General features: G+C 52.3%; 19 protein-coding genes and 2 rRNA genes. 11 read left to right on the plus strand and 10 right to left on the minus strand.

Going from position 1 to position 17,427, the window contains the following annotated elements; all coding sequences use genetic code 11:
• Positions 1-37 precede the first annotated feature (37 nt).
• Entirely contained in the window at positions 38-721 is a 684-nt protein-coding gene (locus ABD892_RS21740) for an SDR family oxidoreductase (protein WP_345198268.1), read from the minus strand.
• A 289-nt stretch (positions 722-1,010) separates the two neighbouring features.
• On the opposite strand from ABD892_RS21740, the gene ABD892_RS21745 reads away from it, so the two are divergent.
• The 3 genes from ABD892_RS21745 to ABD892_RS21755 all read left to right on the plus strand — a co-directional run bounded on the left by ABD892_RS21745 (position 1,011) and on the right by ABD892_RS21755 (position 3,669).
• Complete coding sequence (locus ABD892_RS21745) at positions 1,011-2,498, plus strand: sodium-dependent transporter (protein ID WP_345198269.1); 1,488 nt, start codon at positions 1,011-1,013, stop codon at positions 2,496-2,498.
• Between the two features lies 1 nt (position 2,499).
• Positions 2,500-2,598: a MetS family NSS transporter small subunit gene (locus ABD892_RS21750; protein WP_345198270.1), complete on the plus strand. Its 99-nt coding sequence runs from the start codon at positions 2,500-2,502 to the stop codon at positions 2,596-2,598.
• 204 nt (positions 2,599-2,802) lie between these two features.
• Complete coding sequence (locus tag ABD892_RS21755) at positions 2,803-3,669, plus strand: glucosamine kinase nucleotide-binding domain-containing protein (RefSeq protein ID WP_345198271.1); 867 nt, start codon at positions 2,803-2,805, stop codon at positions 3,667-3,669.
• A 26-nt stretch (positions 3,670-3,695) separates the two neighbouring features.
• Here ABD892_RS21755 and ABD892_RS21760 read toward each other — a convergent pair whose 3' ends face one another.
• The 4 genes from ABD892_RS21760 to orn form a co-directional block, all read right to left on the minus strand.
• Positions 3,696-5,087: an ATP-binding protein gene (locus tag ABD892_RS21760; protein ID WP_345198272.1), complete on the minus strand. Its 1,392-nt coding sequence runs from the start codon at positions 5,085-5,087 to the stop codon at positions 3,696-3,698.
• Positions 5,078-5,752, minus strand: a complete 675-nt coding sequence (locus ABD892_RS21765; RefSeq protein ID WP_345198273.1) for a response regulator — start codon at positions 5,750-5,752, stop codon at positions 5,078-5,080. The genes ABD892_RS21760 and ABD892_RS21765 overlap by 10 nt, the downstream gene beginning before the upstream one ends.
• A 108-nt stretch (positions 5,753-5,860) precedes the next feature.
• Positions 5,861-6,454 carry a hypothetical protein gene (locus tag ABD892_RS21770; RefSeq protein WP_345198274.1) on the minus strand — a complete coding sequence of 198 codons (594 nt, stop codon included), beginning with the start codon at positions 6,452-6,454 and terminating at the stop codon, positions 5,861-5,863.
• 264 nt (positions 6,455-6,718) lie between these two features.
• Positions 6,719-7,264: an oligoribonuclease gene (orn, locus tag ABD892_RS21775; protein ID WP_345198275.1), complete on the minus strand. Its 546-nt coding sequence runs from the start codon at positions 7,262-7,264 to the stop codon at positions 6,719-6,721.
• Positions 7,265-7,424: 160 nt separating this feature from the next.
• Between orn and rsgA the strand changes: the two genes are divergently transcribed.
• Positions 7,425-8,450, plus strand: coding sequence for a small ribosomal subunit biogenesis GTPase RsgA (gene rsgA, locus ABD892_RS21780; RefSeq protein WP_345198276.1), 1,026 nt, complete (start codon positions 7,425-7,427; stop codon positions 8,448-8,450).
• 30 nt (positions 8,451-8,480) lie between these two features.
• Here the strand turns inward: rsgA and ABD892_RS21785 are convergent, their stop codons facing one another.
• Positions 8,481-9,653 (minus strand): hypothetical protein, encoded by a 1,173-nt coding sequence (locus ABD892_RS21785; RefSeq protein WP_345198277.1) that lies wholly within the window; start codon positions 9,651-9,653, stop codon positions 8,481-8,483.
• Positions 9,654-9,876: 223 nt separating this feature from the next.
• Between ABD892_RS21785 and ABD892_RS21790 the strand changes: the two genes are divergently transcribed.
• The 4 genes from ABD892_RS21790 to ABD892_RS21805 all read left to right on the plus strand — a co-directional run bounded on the left by ABD892_RS21790 (position 9,877) and on the right by ABD892_RS21805 (position 13,253).
• Positions 9,877-10,695 (plus strand): sulfurtransferase, encoded by an 819-nt coding sequence (locus ABD892_RS21790; protein WP_345198278.1) that lies wholly within the window; start codon positions 9,877-9,879, stop codon positions 10,693-10,695.
• Positions 10,696-10,753: 58 nt separating this feature from the next.
• On the plus strand, positions 10,754-11,656 hold the full coding sequence (gene asd, locus ABD892_RS21795) for an archaetidylserine decarboxylase (RefSeq protein ID WP_345198279.1): 903 nt from the start codon (positions 10,754-10,756) through the stop codon (positions 11,654-11,656).
• Positions 11,657-11,789: 133 nt separating this feature from the next.
• Complete coding sequence (gene asd / locus ABD892_RS21800; RefSeq protein WP_345198280.1) at positions 11,790-12,749, plus strand: archaetidylserine decarboxylase; 960 nt, start codon at positions 11,790-11,792, stop codon at positions 12,747-12,749.
• An 81-nt stretch (positions 12,750-12,830) separates the two neighbouring features.
• Positions 12,831-13,253, plus strand: a complete 423-nt coding sequence (locus tag ABD892_RS21805) for a GNAT family N-acetyltransferase (protein WP_345198281.1) — start codon at positions 12,831-12,833, stop codon at positions 13,251-13,253.
• Between the two features lie 12 nt (positions 13,254-13,265).
• On the opposite strand, the gene ABD892_RS21810 is transcribed toward ABD892_RS21805, so the two are convergent.
• Positions 13,266-13,940, minus strand: coding sequence for a phosphohydrolase (locus ABD892_RS21810; protein ID WP_345198282.1), 675 nt, complete (start codon positions 13,938-13,940; stop codon positions 13,266-13,268).
• 41 nt (positions 13,941-13,981) lie between these two features.
• Entirely contained in the window at positions 13,982-14,299 is a 318-nt protein-coding gene (locus tag ABD892_RS21815) for an Mpo1-like protein (RefSeq protein ID WP_345198283.1), read from the minus strand.
• A 145-nt stretch (positions 14,300-14,444) separates the two neighbouring features.
• Here ABD892_RS21815 and ABD892_RS21820 point away from each other — a divergent pair, with 145 nt between their 5' ends.
• The 3 genes from ABD892_RS21820 to ABD892_RS21830 are packed head-to-tail and all read left to right on the plus strand — an operon-like array spanning position 14,445 to position 17,015.
• Positions 14,445-15,491 (plus strand): ABC transporter substrate-binding protein, encoded by a 1,047-nt coding sequence (locus tag ABD892_RS21820; RefSeq protein ID WP_345198284.1) that lies wholly within the window; start codon positions 14,445-14,447, stop codon positions 15,489-15,491.
• On the plus strand, positions 15,488-16,252 hold the full coding sequence (locus ABD892_RS21825; protein ID WP_345198285.1) for an ABC transporter ATP-binding protein: 765 nt from the start codon (positions 15,488-15,490) through the stop codon (positions 16,250-16,252). Before ABD892_RS21820 ends, ABD892_RS21825 begins: the two co-directional genes overlap by 4 nt.
• A complete protein-coding gene (locus ABD892_RS21830; RefSeq protein WP_345198287.1) occupies positions 16,245-17,015 on the plus strand; it encodes an ABC transporter permease in 771 nt (256 codons plus the stop codon). The genes ABD892_RS21825 and ABD892_RS21830 overlap by 8 nt, the downstream gene beginning before the upstream one ends.
• A 173-nt stretch (positions 17,016-17,188) precedes the next feature.
• Here ABD892_RS21830 and rrf (ABD892_RS21835) read toward each other — a convergent pair.
• Positions 17,189-17,304 (minus strand): 5S ribosomal RNA (gene rrf / locus ABD892_RS21835).
• 45 nt (positions 17,305-17,349) lie between these two features.
• Positions 17,350-17,427 (minus strand): 5S ribosomal RNA (gene rrf, locus ABD892_RS27185); the annotation flags it as partial.

Genomic DNA, 17,427 nt, shown 5'->3' on the forward strand with positions numbered 1-17,427 from the left:
CAGCCATACATAACGTACTACAAAACAACAATGTTAATTACCAGGGGACAAAATCGCCATATTGATTAAGGAACTGCCCATGGTGTTCCGATTCCAGACCTGCAATTGTCGTTACCATCGCTGCAATACTGTCATCGACTGACAGCTCAGCATTCACACCGCCCATATCCGTTCGTACCCAACCGGGGCACAGACAAACTGCTGTGATTTCAAGATAGGTATAATCAAGTGCAAAACGTCTGACCGCCATATTCAACGCCGCTTTTGCGCTTCGGTAATAAATACTGCCTTCCGCTGTCGCCAGTTCAATGCTGCCGTAGCTGCTACTGATAAATACGACTTTATGAATAGCACTGCGTTTCACCTGAGGAAGGAACGCCTGAGTCAGGATCATTGGCGCAACCGCATTAGTCTCCAGTGACTTTAACCATGTTTCAGCGTCGTATGCCGTATTGACCGAAACCAGTATCCCTGCGTTATTGATCAGAATATCAATACAATAATCCGCATACTTTTCTGACAACCTGATCACTGCGGCATAGTCACAGATATCCAGCGCTTCAATGGCAATATGAGAAAACTGTTCCGCCAGCGCCTGAAGTTCCGTGGCTTTGTCAGGCTCGCGGCAGGTAGCAATAATCGTCATGCCCTGCTCTGCATAATGGCGGACAAAACCCAGCCCAAGCCCGCGGTTTGCCCCGGTAATCAAAATGGTATACATGGCCAGCCCCTGCGCGTTACTGCCAATCAATATCATGCATCGAGTGTAGATGCCGCCAGAAAGCCCGACCGATTTATTTCGAGCTAGCCGGCTTATTGATACTCGTCAAAAAACACCGGTAACAGTTCTGCTATTTCTATGCGAGACAGCCTTACCCGGCTGCGAAAGCCGCGTCTTCGTGCCTGCAACCATCCCTGTGGCATGAAACAGATAACCCGGGTATTACAAGACCACCCTGCGGCAATCCACGACTACACCCTGACTTTTCTCGTGTCGTTTCGGAGGCTTCATGAAACGAGAGCAGTGGGCATCGCGCACCGGGTTTATTCTTGCCGCAGTCGGTTCCGCCATCGGGCTGGGCAATATCTGGCGTTTCCCGTATATGGCCTATGAAAATGGTGGCGGGGCTTTTCTTATTCCTTACCTGGTCGCTATGCTGGCAGCCGGTATTCCTTTTATGATTCTGGAGTTTGGCCTGGGCCATAAATACCGGGCGTCGGCTCCAATGACGTTTGCGCCCCTACATCCGCGCATGGAAATCCTGGGCTGGTTCCAGGTGATGGTCGCCGCCGTGATTGCCTGCTATTACATTGCGGTCATTGGTTGGTCGCTTTCCTACCTGATGTTCTCCTTTACCCAGAGCTGGGGAAATGACGCCAACGCCTTTTTCTTTGGTTCTTACCTCAAGCTGAGTAGCGATAACAGCCCGTCATCGCTTGGTACACTACAGTGGTCGATTGTCGTGCCGTTACTGGTAGCCTGGAGCTTCAGCTTCTTTGCAACCTTTACCGGGATTCGTGGCGGCATCGAACGGCTCGGCAAAGTAATGATTCCGCTTCTGTTTATCATGGTCCTTATCCTGACCACGCGGGTACTGACATTACCAGGCGCCACCCACGGTGTAGACTGGCTGTTCCGGCCAGACTTCAGCGCCCTGCTTAACACAAGGGTGTGGGCAGACGCCTTTGGTCAGATATTCTTCACATTAAGTGTTGGCTTCGCGATCATGATCGCCTATTCCAGCTACCTGCCAGAAAAATCCGATATCAACAATAACGCCTTCATGACCGTGTTTATCAACTGCGGCTTCTCCATGCTGGCAGGTATCATGATCTTTTCGGTATTGGGCTACATGGCTGCTGAACAGGGTAAACCGCTGACAGAGGTGGTCAGCTCCGGTGTTGGCCTTGCGTTTGTCACCATCCCTACCGCCATCAACCTGCTGCCCATGCCCTGGCTGTTGGGTCCCCTCTTCTTTGCGTCTCTTTTAGTTGCCGGTGTCAGCTCGCATATTTCCATCATGGAAGCCATTACCTCTTCGGTCATGGATAAAACCGGCTGGAGCCGGCGGAAAACGGCGAGCCTGTTGTGTGGAGGCGGCGCACTGATTTCACTGGCTTACGCGACCAACGGCGGCCTGCTGTTGCTGGATCTGGTGGATCACTTCATCAACAACTTCGGCATATTGGGCAGCTGTCTTGCAGAATTGATCTGCCTGTCACTCCTGTTACGCCTTGATGGCATGCGCAACCACATTAACCGGTTATCGGAATTTTCGATCGGGCGATGGTGGGAATTCTGCATCCGTTACCTCTGCACAGGATTACTCTCAATACTGGTTATCAGCAACCTGGTAACAGATCTGTCCACCAATTACGGAGGCTATTCTGAGAGTGAAATCCTGTGGATTGGCTGGGGCATGCTGGCAACAATGGCGATCATCGCCGTCACACTGGCAACCCGGTTTAACGATCAAACCCTGACTACGGAGGCCTGATATGTCGACAGCAGCAATCATCATGATGCTCTTTGGCCTGGGCATCACCTGGGGCGGCGCCGCCATATGCCTGAAGCGAGCGATCGCCAAAGTGGAATAATCAAGCATTCCATCTGGGGGCATAAATGCCCCCTTTCTATGCTTTTCACAATCGAATCAACAGCTGACAAGCAACCCTCTATGACCACGTCTGACTATCAGGCTTTACCTTCCCCGCCACATCATGGCAACGTTGCCATAACTGTCTGGCCATTCACTGAGCTAACGACACAGGACAGACAAAACAACAATCGGAACACAGGTCATGACGGAAAAACTCTTTCTGGGTATTGATGGTGGCGGCACTTCCTGTCGGGCCCGTCTCTGCAACGGTGATGGACAGGTACTGGGTGAAGGGTTGACCGGTATTGCCAATCCGCGCTTTGGGCTGGATCAAGCCTGCAACAATATCTTGTCAGCGACCCGGCAGGCACTGCAGCAGGCCGGCCTGCACGAAGACGACATGCAACGTATGGTGGCCGGCTTTGGCCTGGCCGGTATCAACCACATTAATGACCGTAATGCGGTTATGCAGTGGGGCTTTCCCTTTGCTTCTCTCGTGATGCGAAGCGATGCCTATACGGCATGTCTGGGTGCCTTTGACGGAGCCAACGGCAGTATCCTGATTATGGGAACCGGCTCCTGCGGTTTCTGGATTCGTGATGATGAGTCAGGCAGTGTTGGTGGCTGGGGCTTTCCGATATCAGATCATGCCAGCGGTGCCCGTTTGGGGCTGGACGCCCTCAGCTATGCCCTGCGAGCCCACGAAGGCATTGTACCGGGAACACCGCTCTGTTCTGCACTGATGGCCCATTTCGATCATTCACCGGAAGCAATCATAGCCTGGCAGACACATGCACTACCCAGAGACTACGGCGCATTCGCCCCCGTTATCTTTGACCATGTCGATAAAAAAGATTCTCTGGCCATACAACTGTTACAGGCAGCAGCAGAGGACGCTGCTGCCATGATTCGTGCATTACTCGATAAAGGTGTCGAACATTGTGCACTGGTCGGAGGCATCAGCGGTTTTATACGTCCATGGCTACCAGAATCGTTGCTCCCTTATATTGTTGAACCTAAGGGCGATGCGTTATCTGGGGCACTTATCATGGCCCGGGAAGGTCAGTAACGCGCCTGATGTCAGTCCGACAATAGTCAACTCGCGAGTGAAATACGGAACAGTGCACCACCCAAATCGGAGTCATCAATGGTCAGGGTGCCGTCATAATGCTCAATAATATCGAGTACTACCGCTAAGCCTAATCCCTGTCCCGGTGTCCGGCTGTCGGCCCGGACACCGCGCTGCAGGATCACATCTCGACGATCCTCCGGCACGCCGGGGCCATCATCTTCGATAAGCAACTCCAGTCGTTTGTCATGACTACCCGCTTCACGATCTCTGACGACATGGGCACTGACCCTGACTTTCTGCAGACTCAAACGCCAGGCATTTTCAAGTAGATTACCCATGACTTCCATCAGGTCCTGCTCGTTGCCTGTGAACAGGCAATCCTCACTGATCTGGATATCAGCCTGAACCTGCTTGTCCCGATAGACCTTGCACAGCGTATTGCGGATACGCTCTACACTTTTTACAACGGATACCTGGTTTCTGATCAATGACCGATGCCGTGTCACGGCACGCTGCAACTGATAACCAACAATCTGGTTCATCCGCTGCACCTGTTCATCAATGGTTTCTTCCAGTTCCGCCAGCCCCTCCTGGGTAATCGTTTCACGCTGCATATGCAGGGTATGGCCCGTACTCTGTAAAACGGCCAGCGGAGTCTTCAGACTGTGGGCAAGGTCAGCCATCGTATCACGATACCGTTCCCTCTGGCGTTGTTCATTGCTCAGCAGGCGATTCAGTGCGTTGGTCAGTCGGGCAATTTCCAGGGGATAATGTCCGGTCAGCTGGTCATTCTCGCCGGACTCAATATCTTTCAGGCGAGCAACCAGCTGCTTGATGGGAATCAGACTCCAATACATGGCCAACCAGAGCACCAGCAACATTACACCACCGCGAACCAACGACCAGAACAGCATCTCATGCTTGAAGTAACGCAGGTTCTGTTCATATTCCTGTGCGGGTTTGATAGTGACAAAAATCAACGGCATGGATTCACGACCGGTTTTTAAAACCAGGTCAATGTCGTAAACAAAATAACTGCCCCCATCCCCTTCAATCAAATCAAAAAAGTTCTCATGCTCGTTATACACGGGCTGATAGGGTAACGGTTCATCAAGCGTGGAACGAGAGCGCCACAGCAGTTCACCTTCTTTATTGTAAATCATGCCAAGAACCCGTGACTCCACCTGATTAAATTTCTCATCAGGCAGTTCACGTGGCATGATCAGCTGGCCGTTTTTAATACGAGCCGCCGTCAGCAACACATTGGCATCCGATGAGAGTTGTCGTTTTGTGGTATCAAACATGAAGTTCTTGAACGACTCAATATCCGTCACTGCATTGACCGCCCAGACCAGTATCATGGCGACACCGAACGCCAGCAGTACCCGGAACTTGAGTGAACGTCCTACGAACATGACAGTTTAAACAGGTAGCCCTGCCCCCGGATGGTATCGATCGGGCTGTCGCCACCCGCCTGGGACAACTTCCGGCGTAGTCGTCCAACAAGCACTTCCAGTACATTGCTGTCGCGGTCATCATCCGCATATAGCTGCTCCATCAGGCTGGTTTTGGACACCACCTGTTGGTCATGACGCATCAGGTATTCAAGAATTTTGTATTCATACGCCGTCAGCACCAGCTCGGTTTCACCGACCCAGGCTTTCTTGGCAGACAGATCCAACCGGTAGAGACCTGCGGCAATTTTGGGATGACTGAAGCCTGATGCACGACGAATCAAGGCATTCAGCCTGGCCTTGAGCTCCTCAAACTGGAATGGTTTGACGACATAATCATCGCCACCGGCTTCCAGTCCGTTCACCTTATCCTCCCAGTTTCCACGCGCCGTCAAAATCAGGATGGGGTAGGTACGGCCTCGCTGGCGCAGGGTTTTGATCAAGTCGATGCCATCCATCCCTGGCAGACCCAGGTCGATAATAGCGACATCGAAGGCGTATTCATCACTGAAAAACAGGGCTTCCCGCGCTTCCGGCGCTGCATAGACACGAAACCCCAGACTCTCCAGCTGATACCCCAGGTGGTGACGCAGTAGGTCATCATCTTCCACCAGCAATACGTTCATGACTGCGCCCCTATAAACGACAACGTTTGAATGATACCTCTGTCGTGATGACAGGTTAAGCGAAGAAAGGTAACCGGGCCTGCATGGCAGGCCCGGTTAACGACACAATCAGAAGTGGTAGTTGGCGGAGAGGAACCAGGTATCAGAGCTCTTCAGCTTGGAGGAGCCCAGCTTGTCACCACCATGCTCCTTCACATCAACCTTGGCATTATGGCGCATGTAGCGGTAGCCACCCTCAACGGAGAAGTTGGAACTCAGCTTCTGGACGACACCGGCCTGCAGACCCATGGCGTAGCCCAGGTCATTATCACGACGCATGTCCTTGGACTCGTGGGTCAGCTTGGTGATACCGGTGGTGGCGCCGGCAAACAGTTGGGTACCGCCAGTGCCAACATCAAAGGTCTTGTCCAGAGATACAGTCAGGTTTTCCTGGCGCATCTTGTACTGGCGATAGCTGTTGGACGCATTGTCGTACGTCGCGTAGAACCGGTAGCCATCGTTCTGCTGACCAACACGGATACCATAGAGGCCATCATTCTTGATGATATTGTCGAAGCTATTGTTGGTGCCTTTCAGACCACTGGGGGTCTGCAGGTCTGCGCTGTGGGAACCGGCGACCAATCCGACAAACGTATCGGCCTGTACAGTAGCAACACCCATAGCAGTAACACCGGCAAGAGCAATGGCTGCAATCTTTTTCATGGTCGTTCTCCTCGTCTGTTCTTTGTTGCTGGCCGGCTCTGCCAGGGACTGCCTGTTCTGATGAGGCCGTGTCCAGCGTGGTGCGTTATTACATCTGAACTCGGGAACAAGAATACGGTAGGGTCACTGAACCTTACCTGAACACGAGGGGCTACTTGCGTAAGGGATCTGTAAAAGAGTGTCTTCGGGTATTAAGCAAGGAAAATGAAGCAGCAGGGAGAAACATCAACATAAAAAAGGCTGGAAAACCAGCCTTTCGGGGGATCACTTCATCTTGATAAAATGTTCACGGTAGTAACGCATCTCAGCAATGGATTCGCGGATATCATCCAGCGCCTTGTGCGAGCCGGCCTTCACGACACCATTAAATACATCCGGACGCCAGCGGCGCGCCAGTTCCTTCACAGTACTGACATCAATATTGCGATAGTGGAAATAATCATGGAGATCACGCATGAAGCGGTGCAGGAAACGACGATCCTGACCGATGCTGTTGCCACACATCGGACTGACCCGCGGGTCAACATATTGACGGATGAAATCCAGAGTTTGCTTTTCTGCTTCCTGTTCTGAGATGGTACTTTTCCTGACCCTGTCCGTCAGGCCGGTCTGGCCATGGGTTTTGATACACCAATCATCCATTGCATTCAGCACCGAGTCTGGCTGATGCACCGCAATGACCGGACCAACCGCCAGCTCATTGAGCTCACCGTCGGTGATGATCGTTGCGACCTCCAGGATGCGATCAGTGTCCGGATTAAGACCGGTCATCTCCAGATCGATCCACACCAGATTGTCTGCTTGTACCATTAAACTGCCTATCAGGTCTTTAGTTGATTCATAATCGATGGTTCATCATAATCTGCACTTTTGGCACCATGCAAACTACATGTCCCTGTATCTGCCATACTTCCTCAGGCTTAATGCCTGCCCACCTGAAAATCCGGCATATCTTCTTACAGTCTAAACCATGTCAAAACGAAGACTGAACCGCAGACAAAATTGGCGCATAAAAAAAATCCAGGATGAACGTGCAGAGCGCGCTGCACGCCGGGAGCAAAAGAGCCTGGAGCAATTGAGCGCCAGTGATCTCGGTCCTGAGACCGAAGGGTTAGTGATTGCACACTACGGCGTACAGCTTGATATAGAGCCTCCTGGCGAGCCTGGCAACACCTTTCGCTGTAACCTGAGAGCCAACCTGCCAGCCCTGGTGACCGGTGACCGGGTCGTCTGGCGCCCCGGAAAGGACAAAACCGGCGTGGTCGTCGCCCACCTGCCGCGAACCAGTGAATTAGCAAGACCCGACCAGCGGGGCCAGTTAAAGCCCGTTGCTGCCAATATTGACTACATTGTGCTGGTGATTGCACCGGTTCCGGAGCCCCACGGTAATTTAATTGACCGCTACCTGGTGGCTGCGGAGTCTGTGGGAATTGAACCGGTTATTCTACTGAACAAGACGGATTTGCTGGATGACACCAACACAACAGCGATAAGGGATGATCTTTTAAAGGTCTATCGCGATATAGGCTATCAGATGCTGGAAGCCTCCACAGTGACAGATCACGGGTTGGACGCACTTAAATCCTTGTTGGAAGAGCATACCAGCGTCTTTGTTGGCCAATCCGGCGTAGGGAAATCCTCACTGGTGAACCTCTTGATGCCCGGTATTAACGCCAAAGTGGGCGAATTGTCCGAAAGCACCGGTAAAGGCACCCATACCACCACCGCAGCACACCTCTTTCATATGCCGGACGGCGGGATGCTGATCGACTCCCCCGGTATTCGGGAATTTGGCCTCTGGCATATGGATGCCGATGATGTCATCCATGGTTTCCGGGAGTTTCATCCCTTCATTGGCCACTGCAAGTTCCGGGATTGTCGCCATGAACAGGAACCCGGCTGCGCCATCCATAAGGCATTGGACGAAGGGCATATCACACCACGACGCATGGCGTCATGGCGTCATATCGTAAGATCACTTGAGGAAGGCAACTGATTAAAACACGGGTTATGACAAGGAACCGCTTCAGGGATAACGAACCGCATCCACCGCGTTGAACAGCCTGACAGCGGCTCCCGCCAGCGCCCAGCTTAACTCTCCGCCATGAATCAATCGCGGCTCATAGCGATCCGTTAAACCGCTGCGTAGCGCCTGATAAAAAGAGGGAGAGGCATTCAAAATATCCGCGTAGAAACCAATAATAGCGACCGGCTGCTTTTGACCTGCCGTCAATGCCGGGGCCAGCTCAGACAACATCTTGCCAATATCCTGGGCAGTTTCAAACACCAGCTGCTTCAAGGTCGATACATCCCCCTCATTCAACTGCCAGAGAACAGGATTCGTCCCCATCTCTGCCAGTACACCACCAAGCTCATTCCGGTTGGTATCCTGATAACGCTTCTGAAGCTCAGCATCCGTATAATGGCGACCCTGCTTGTCCCAGAATTGCCGAACCGATTCTGTCAGATGCTCTGCGCCCTTTTCACTGAATAACGTCTGGCTACCATTTTTGCCTAACTGAAAAAAACCACCCGCTGGGGTTCTGGCGGGATCATCAGCAAAGCTTTCCTTAACCTTTATATCGCCATCATGCCGGTAAAAACCGATGGAATAGGTATCGGCATAAACCACCAGATCAGCCGCAGGCCCCGTGGACGTTTCCCGTACTACCTCCATAGCCTGTAATATCAGTTTGCTATCACTGACCCCATGCATTGCAGCGATGGTGCGACCGTCACTTTGAAATGCCGTATCCACCATCTGTTCGAACTGGTGCAGCGCCTGCCTTCCAGCCACCGGATCATAGCCCGATGCCTTTCCATCCACAGCATTCAATCCCGCAAGGGCATACAAAAATGAAAGCGATGTCACTTTTAGCTGACCAGATTGTTCGAGTCTCCGGAGTTCCGGTAACGCCTTGCGTATCAGGTGATCTGCCAGCCAGCCGGCATGTTGATCGGTATCTGCAAAATGGTGAAAAGCAATATTGCCGTAATGACCGGTGTACTCTGCCACGGTTTTTGAGTCAGCGGTTTCTGTCAGCAATACCTGTCCTGTCGACCTGTCGACCAGCCAGAGATCGCCCCGTGCGTTGCCACCCAGAAAGGCAAACAGGTAATCTGCAGCCTGAACGCCTACCGGGACAAAAACCAGCACTACGCACATGAAAAGTTGTCTGATAACGGGTCTACTGATCATCGCTGGGTACCTGCTGTTATCCAGGTTCCCGAAAGTGGAACCTGTTTCATCATCCATTAGAATGTCTGACCATCAGGATTGGTCAGTGTTCCCGTTCCCTCACTGCGTGAGTTAGTCCTGAAAAATAGTCCATCCCTTTCTTAGCGCAACCCGTGATATTTGCAGCAGACCATGGCTGCAGTACAATCACAGGCCGACCAAATCCCCGGAAATGACAACTATAATGAGCAGCCAGCCTCTCCTGCCGCCTCTGGTGGAACCGGAAGATCTTCAGCCTCTGCTGGGCTCCGAGGACTTACTGATTATTGACCTCTGTAATCCGGCCCTATACCAGAAGATGCATATCCCCGGCGCCATCCACGTGCAGCCCGGTGAACTGGTATCAGGCCAGCCTCCTGCAACCGGTAAACTGCCAGCACTGAATCAGCTCGAAGCCCTGTTCGGACGTATTGGCTACCAACCCGACCAGCACATTGTTGTTTACGATGATGAAGGCGGTGGCTGGGCCGGCCGGTTTATCTGGACCCTGGATCTGATCGGCCACACACGCTGGTCCTACCTGAACGGCGGTATGCGTGCCTGGCTAGAGGAGCGTTTCCCGCTGCAGGCCACACCGGCACTTCCGACACCGACCATCGTCAGCCTGAGTATTGACGAAAGCCCCAGAATTCACGCCGAGCAGATCATGACCGCTCTGGATAACGACGACACCGTCATCTGGGATGCCCGCTCAGCGGCGGAATACAGTGGCGAACGAACCTTTTCCATGCGAGGCGGTCACATACCCGGGGCGATCAATTTTGAATGGACCCAGGCTATGGATCCTGCACGCAATTTCAGGCTCAGAACGGATCTGCCTGAAATCCTGACCCGGCTGGGTATCAGTCCTGACAAACAGGTCATCACCCATTGCCAGAGCCATCACCGGTCAGGCCTGACCTACCTGGTGGCCCGATTGCTGAGATACCCATCCATCAAGGCCTATGACGGCTCCTGGTCGGAATGGGGTAACAGAACGGATACCCCGATCGAAACCGCTTGAAGTACAATCGCCACGAGCCGCTGCAAGCATAAGTAACCACGCCGACAAGGCCCTACGGATGACAGAGACCGCCGTGACAGATAACAGTAGTACCAACAGCCCATTACCCGACCGCCTGTTTGCAGCGGTTCAGACCATCCTGCCTCATCACCTGATCTCCCGTGCAACACACTACCTGGCCGAGTGCCAGATTCCCTGGTTCAAGAACGCGTTTATCCAGTGGTTCATCCGCCAGTATGACGTCGACATGCGTGAAGCGCTGGAGGAAAACCCCAAGGCTTACGCCCATTTCAATGACTTCTTTACCCGGCCACTCAAGCATGATGCCCGTCCCATGCCAGCCGACAGTCATGCGGTGATTTCCCCCGCTGACGGTGCCATCAGCCAGTTAGGCGATATTCGCTATGGCCGCCTGTACCAGGCCAAAGGTCACGATTTCAGCCTGACCGAACTGCTGGGTGGTGACAGTGCACTGGCCACAGAATTCACCGAAGGCAAATTTGCCACGGTATACCTGTCTCCCAAGGATTATCACCGGGTTCACATGCCCGCCGGTGGTACGCTGCGTCGCATGATTCATGTACCTGGCCGCCTGTTCTCCGTTAACCAGGCCACCACGGAAAACCTGCCCCGCCTGTTTGCCCGGAATGAGCGGGTGGTTTGCATCTTTGATACTGACAAGGGCCCCATGGCCGTGATTCTGGTCGGTGCCATGATTGTTGCCAGTATTGAGACGGTCTGGTCTGGTGTCGTGACACCGCCACGCAGAATACTGAAAGCTTTCGACTATACCGAGGCCGGTCGGCAGGCTATCCACCTTAACCGGGGTGATGAGATGGGCCGATTTAAGCTGGGTTCCACAGCTATTGTCCTGTTCGGTAAGGACCAGATGAACTGGCTGGATGACCTGAAATCCGGTGATACCGTACGTATGGGTCAGGCCATCGGCAGTTTCTGTTAAACCTGCTGGCGGACAGTCACATTGCCTGTCCGCCAATCGCCCTTCTAATTTGCCTCCTCTTACGCTTACGCCTAACTTTTCCTGATTTTAAGGGTCTAAATGACCACGACACACCTGACAGGAATGGTTCCCTATGTCCGGCATTCAATGGTTTACTCGCACCTTGCTGGTAATCTTTCTTCTGTGCTGTCAGCCACTTGGGGCTGATAGCACAGAAAAAGAGGCAGGACTATCCCTGATAAATCCTTCTTATCGTCTGTCACCAGGGCTTCAGGAAATCCTTCCTCATCACCTGATTAACGATATTGCTTATTCTCTGGCGGAAAAACAGTGGCCCTGGCTTAAAAACTGGCTCATTCGTGACTTCATTAAGAAAAATAATATCGATATGAGTGAGGCGGCATTACAAAACCCGGAAGATTACCTCAACTTCAATGACTTCTTTACCCGGGCACTGAAGGATGGCGCCCGCCCCCAGCCTAAAGATCCATCCCTGGTCAGCAGCCCTGTTGACGGCACTGTCAGCCAGATTGGCTGGATTGAGAATGACCGCATCATCCAGGCTAAAAAACATGATTACAGCCTGAAGGCCCTGTTGGCTGGCAATGATGCCCTAGCCGACACTTTCGACAATGGCCTGTTCAGCACCATTTACCTTTCTCCAGGAGATTATCACCGGGTTCATATGCCAATAACCGGTACTCTCAGAAAAATGGCTTATGTTCCGGGAGACCTCTATTCCGTCAATCAGGTGACCGCTGATAGTGTTGAAAACCTCTATGCCAGAAATGAACGGGTCATCAGTATCTTCGATACCGAATATGGCCCAATGGCCGTGATCATGGTCGGCGCCATGGTGGTTGGCAGTATGGAGACGGTATGGGCTGGAGAGGTCAAGCCGGACACGCGCGAGGTCACCTGGTCATTTTACGACGATACCTCGATTACCCGGAACCGGGGGGATGAAATGGGCCGTTTCAAGCTCGGCTCTACGGTGATTGTTCTTTTCTCGTGGCCGGTGGTCAGCTGGCTCGAACAGCACCAACCTGGCAGTAAAATCCGGATGGGCGAGGCTCTGGCCACGCCACAATAGTGGCTGGCGAATACCGCCCGATACGCCCGTGCCAGGCACCTATACTGTCAGCAGTGCTGGTGTCATCAGGAAGTACAGCCCATGTCTCTGGTCATCAAGACCGATTGCAGTGATATCGATTGGTGTCAGGCCGCAGAAATCTACCACCGCGTCCGTATGGGCGAACGGTCGCCAGACCTGCTGGAGCAGGCTTTCCAGCACAGTCTCACCACCTGCGCGATATTTCAAGACAACCAGCTTATCGCCTTGGGACGCGCCATTTCAGATGGCATTTATCAGGCAGTGCTCTGTGATATCGCAGTAAGACCTGACTATCAGCGTCAGGGTTATGGCAAACGCATCGTCAGTCATCTGATGGAACAGCTGGATGTGGATAACATCATCCTGTTCACCTCACCCGGACAGATGCCGTTTTACCAGCAATTTGGTTTCCATCCCCTGAAAGCCGGCATGGGCTGGTTCCGTCATCCGGAAGAACGTCGCCAGGGTAAGGTGATCGACTGAATTGCGAACCTGTCAGCAGGAGTAATCACCTTCCAGCTCCCGCGCCAGCTTCTGCAGGAACTGATTCAAATACTCGGTATTGTGCCTTGCCAGCTTTCGGCCGGCTTCAGTTTTCATGGTATCAGCCAGACGCAGCAGCTTCAGGGGAAAGTGATCAATTCCAAAATTCCGGTCATCCAGCTCACGATGATTAGCCCAGGGATCTTCCGGGTTAAAGATATGACGACCGAGCTTGCCGGACGTATAAAACACCCTCGCCAGGCCAATCGCACCCAGTGACTCCATCCGGTCAGCATCCTGAACCACTTCAGCTTCCGGCGTTTCCGTTGGGATGTTCGCCGAAAAGCTGTGTGCTTCCACCGCATGGGCCACAGCAGGAATCAGCGACGCGGGGAATGCCAGTTCGTTCAGGATTTCACAGGTTCTCGCCGCTGCCAGCCTCGAGGACTCCGAACGCTGCGGATGATCCTTGGGCAGGGAAACAATATCGTGAAAATAGCAGGCTGCCAGTACGACCAGGCGATCAACCGGACGCTCATCCTCCACCATGATCAGCTGGGCGGTTTTCCATACCCGCTGGAAATGGGAAAGATCGTGGGAGTGGTCATCGGTTTCATGGTGGCGCAGGTAATCCACAAAACGGGATTCCCATGACGCCAGTTGTTCATCGTCAGAGAAAACGGCCATCAGGTACTCGTAAAGGTTTGAAATGGCGGTAGTCTACCAAATTACTCTGTTTTATGCCGGGAACGTCCGGCCAGAAACTCCGCCAGCATGACCCAGTCCGCCATGAAACTGTACAACGGATAACGGAAAGTGGCCGGACGGTTCTTCTCAAACACAAAGTGACCTATCCAGGCAAATCCATAGCCGACAACCGGTAGAGCTAACAGCCAGACCAAATCGCCGGCAATCAGGGAATAGGTCACCAACGCCAGCACCAGGAGACTGCCCACATAGTGCAATCCACGGCAGACAGGGTGACTGTGCTCATTCAGGTAATAAGGGTAAAACTCACGAAACGTGTGGATGGATTCCTCTGCCATAATCGGTTCTCCATGTTCTTATTGTTATGGGGGAAACATGCTGCACCGCAGGCGCCGTGCGCGCTGACGGATTGAGACTATACTCTGGTGGCGCGGTCGTCCAGACCTGATATTCCATGGCTATAAAACTGCGGTAAGAACACCTTTGCAACGACTCAGAACCGTATTTTCCCTGCTGCTATCCTTGGGAATAGCCCTTTTGTCGTCAGGGTATGGTCATACGAAGGATAAACCAGTACACCTGCGTCTGGGCACCTTGAGCCTGCAGTCCGGCAGCGTATTCCAACTGGCAGAGGATTTCGGCTATTTCCAGGAGGAAGGTCTCAGTACCGAATTTCACATCTTTCCGTCAGCTCAGAAAATTGCATTGGCGGTCGCATCAAACGACCTGGATATCGGACTGACTGGCATCACCGCTGCCGTCTTTAATCTTGCCGGACACGGCAAACTCAAGCTGATAGCCGGCAATTTCCGGGAAGAACCCGGTTGGGAAGGCTCTGCCATCGTCGTTTCCAACAAAGCCTGGCGCGAAGGACTCCACCACCCCAGGCAACTGGCCGGTCACACTCTGGCAGTCACCGACATTGGGTCAACCCTGCATTTCACAGCGGGCAGAATCTCCGATAAATATGCCTTTCCTTCTGGCAGTATCAAGCCAATCCCACTGCATAGTTTTCCTGAAATATTCACGGCACTGGCAACTGATCAGGTAGACAGCTCAATTGTCCCCGGCATGCTGGCACATCGTATGGAAAAGAAAAAGAACGGGCACATCATCGGCTGGGTGAGTGAAGAAACACCCTGGCAGGTCACCGGGCTCCTGGTGTCATCGCGCCTACTTACGCAGGATCACCAAACAGTGGAGAAATTTCTTCACGCCTTTCGAAAAGGCAGCCGACTTTACCATGAAAGTTTCAACCAGGTCCCACCGGAAGCCAATCTCAAAAACCTGGCGGATGGCAAGCAGCCTCTACGGCAGGTAACCGAAAGCATGCAGCAGTTCATTGCTCCGGTAATGACGGCAGAACAAATGGTGCGCTATCCCCTCTATATGGATATTGATGCTCGACTGGACTTGAAGAGTGTTGAAGAACAGCTTCGCTGGTATCAGGAACAGGGAATGGTCAACCGTCGAGTCACTCTGGATCAGGTGATTGATAAGCCACTGGTTTCCAGCTTCACCACGCCATGAATAGATCTATAAACACTGCACTGTCTGTTCAACAACTCAGTTTTTCTTATGGTAACCGGATGGTACTGGACAATCTCAACATCGGTTTTCCAGATGGAAAAACGACGGCCATACTGGGGCCATCCGGTAGCGGTAAAAGCACACTATTGAAGTTAATAGCAGGCCTTATTCAACCAGATACCGGCAGCATTACACCTGCACCTCATAGCCTGATTACAGGCTATGTATTTCAGGATTTCTGCCTCCTGCCCTGGCTGACCGTACAGGACAATATTACGCTGGTTCTGCGTCCACATAAGTTATCGCCTGACGCCATTAGCGAACGTATTCAGGAAGTCTTGACATTAACTGGCCTGCTACCTTTTGCTGATACGTTTCCTTATCAACTGTCTGGCGGCATGCAGCAGCGCGCAGGTCTTGCGCGTGCCATGGCCATTCATCCATCGCTTCTGTTACTGGATGAGCCCTTCTCAGCTATAGACGGCCAAACCCGCGAATTACTGATAGGCGAATATCATCGACTCTGTCAGCAATGGCCAATGACACGCATCCTGATCACCCATCAGCTGGACGATGCCTTTGATCTGGCAGACCAATTGTTGCTGTTATCCTCACGACCAGCACGGGTTCTGCATTGCATGGATTTGCCTGACTCACTATCACCTGATCAACGGGATAAATTAAGATCCGAAATCTGGCAACACCTGAAAAAAGAAGTACAGGTCAGTGACCGGCAGGTAATGAGGTCGTCCATTGCTTGAGAATAAAAAGCGTGGATGGCTGCTATCCCTGTTGAGCCTGGGTGCTCGATTGTCATTATGGCAGTGCGTGAGCCTGTTCAATGAGGCAGGTTTAATCCCATCTCCCGCACAAATACTGACAACATTTTATGACTTACTGGTCTCAGGAGAGCTGGGGAGACATACGTTGGCATCACTAGGGAGATTGCTGCCCGGTTGGCTACTTGGCATAAGCATTGGGGCAACTCTCGGCACACTCTTAGCTGTATCACGCCGACTCTTTTATCTCTTTATTCCCTGGCTGGCATTACTTTTCCCAATACCTAAAATCGCACTTTTTCCACTTTTCATCATTTTGTTTGGAATTGGAGACAGTTCACGCATCATAACCATTATGGCAGGCGTACTTTTCCCAGCCCTGTTCTGTGTCTATCAGGGCGTTAAGGCCATTCCCGGTAATCTTGTGGATATGGGTTGGAGTTTCCAGCTTTCAAAGAAAACAATTATTCGACATATCATCCTGCCAGGTGCCTATCCCGGCTTATTCCTTGCTTTTCGACTGACAACCCCTATTGCACTGATCGTCCTCGTCGCTGCGGAGATGCTGGGTGCACAGGAAGGCATCGGTTCATTGATCCTGGCCGCAGGTGGTATGGCACAAATGGATATTCTTTTTGCGGGGGTATTGGTACTCAGCCTGATTGGGTTAAGTGTGATGGTATTCTGGAACTGGCTGGAAGCACGGGTAATACACTGGCAATCGAGTGTCAGCCTCTTCCGGTAGCCAAAAGTTTCTATCAGCCTGATATCAACGACAGAAAATCATTCGTAGTGCTATGAATTCAACTCACTCTACGATGCGTAGCCTTTCAATTCTCACGGACAGCCAATATTTGATTGGAATCAGATAGCAAAAAACCCCGTAGCACTTGCTGCTACGGGGTTTCTGATTTAGACGCTTGACGGTGACCTACTCTCACATGGGGAGACCCCACACTACCATCGGCGATAAAGCGTTTCACTTCCGAGTTCGGGATGGAATCGGGTGGTTCCACTTCTCTATTGCCGTCAAGCAATTCTGTGGCAAACCGTCATATGGACGTTTTGCGAAATTTAAAGCCTGGCGATGACCTACTCTCACATGGGGAGACCCCACACTACCATCGGCGATGTATCGTTTCACTGCTGAGTTCGGG

The organism is Kistimonas scapharcae, assembly GCF_039540975.1.
In the GTDB taxonomy this organism is placed as follows: domain Bacteria; phylum Pseudomonadota; class Gammaproteobacteria; order Pseudomonadales; family Endozoicomonadaceae; genus Kistimonas; species Kistimonas scapharcae.

Bases quoted from the DNA above. Each gene is read 5' to 3' on its own strand.
- ABD892_RS21740 (WP_345198268.1), bottom strand. From the start codon at position 721: ATGTATACCATTTTGATTACCGGGGCAAACCGCGGGCTTGGGCTGGGT.
- ABD892_RS21745 (WP_345198269.1), top strand. From the start codon at position 1,011: ATGAAACGAGAGCAGTGGGCATCGCGCACCGGGTTTATTCTTGCCGCA.
- ABD892_RS21750 (WP_345198270.1), top strand. From the start codon at position 2,500: ATGTCGACAGCAGCAATCATCATGATGCTCTTTGGCCTGGGCATCACC.
- ABD892_RS21755 (WP_345198271.1), top strand. From the start codon at position 2,803: ATGACGGAAAAACTCTTTCTGGGTATTGATGGTGGCGGCACTTCCTGT.
- ABD892_RS21760 (WP_345198272.1), bottom strand. From the start codon at position 5,087: ATGTTCGTAGGACGTTCACTCAAGTTCCGGGTACTGCTGGCGTTCGGT.
- ABD892_RS21765 (WP_345198273.1), bottom strand. From the start codon at position 5,752: ATGAACGTATTGCTGGTGGAAGATGATGACCTACTGCGTCACCACCTG.
- ABD892_RS21770 (WP_345198274.1), bottom strand. From the start codon at position 6,454: ATGAAAAAGATTGCAGCCATTGCTCTTGCCGGTGTTACTGCTATGGGT.
- orn (WP_345198275.1), bottom strand. From the start codon at position 7,264: ATGGTACAAGCAGACAATCTGGTGTGGATCGATCTGGAGATGACCGGT.
- rsgA (WP_345198276.1), top strand. From the start codon at position 7,425: ATGTCAAAACGAAGACTGAACCGCAGACAAAATTGGCGCATAAAAAAA.
- ABD892_RS21785 (WP_345198277.1), bottom strand. From the start codon at position 9,653: ATGATCAGTAGACCCGTTATCAGACAACTTTTCATGTGCGTAGTGCTG.
- ABD892_RS21790 (WP_345198278.1), top strand. From the start codon at position 9,877: ATGAGCAGCCAGCCTCTCCTGCCGCCTCTGGTGGAACCGGAAGATCTT.
- asd (WP_345198279.1), top strand. From the start codon at position 10,754: ATGACAGAGACCGCCGTGACAGATAACAGTAGTACCAACAGCCCATTA.
- asd (WP_345198280.1), top strand. From the start codon at position 11,790: ATGTCCGGCATTCAATGGTTTACTCGCACCTTGCTGGTAATCTTTCTT.
- ABD892_RS21805 (WP_345198281.1), top strand. From the start codon at position 12,831: ATGTCTCTGGTCATCAAGACCGATTGCAGTGATATCGATTGGTGTCAG.
- ABD892_RS21810 (WP_345198282.1), bottom strand. From the start codon at position 13,940: ATGGCCGTTTTCTCTGACGATGAACAACTGGCGTCATGGGAATCCCGT.
- ABD892_RS21815 (WP_345198283.1), bottom strand. From the start codon at position 14,299: ATGGCAGAGGAATCCATCCACACGTTTCGTGAGTTTTACCCTTATTAC.
- ABD892_RS21825 (WP_345198285.1), top strand. From the start codon at position 15,488: ATGAATAGATCTATAAACACTGCACTGTCTGTTCAACAACTCAGTTTT.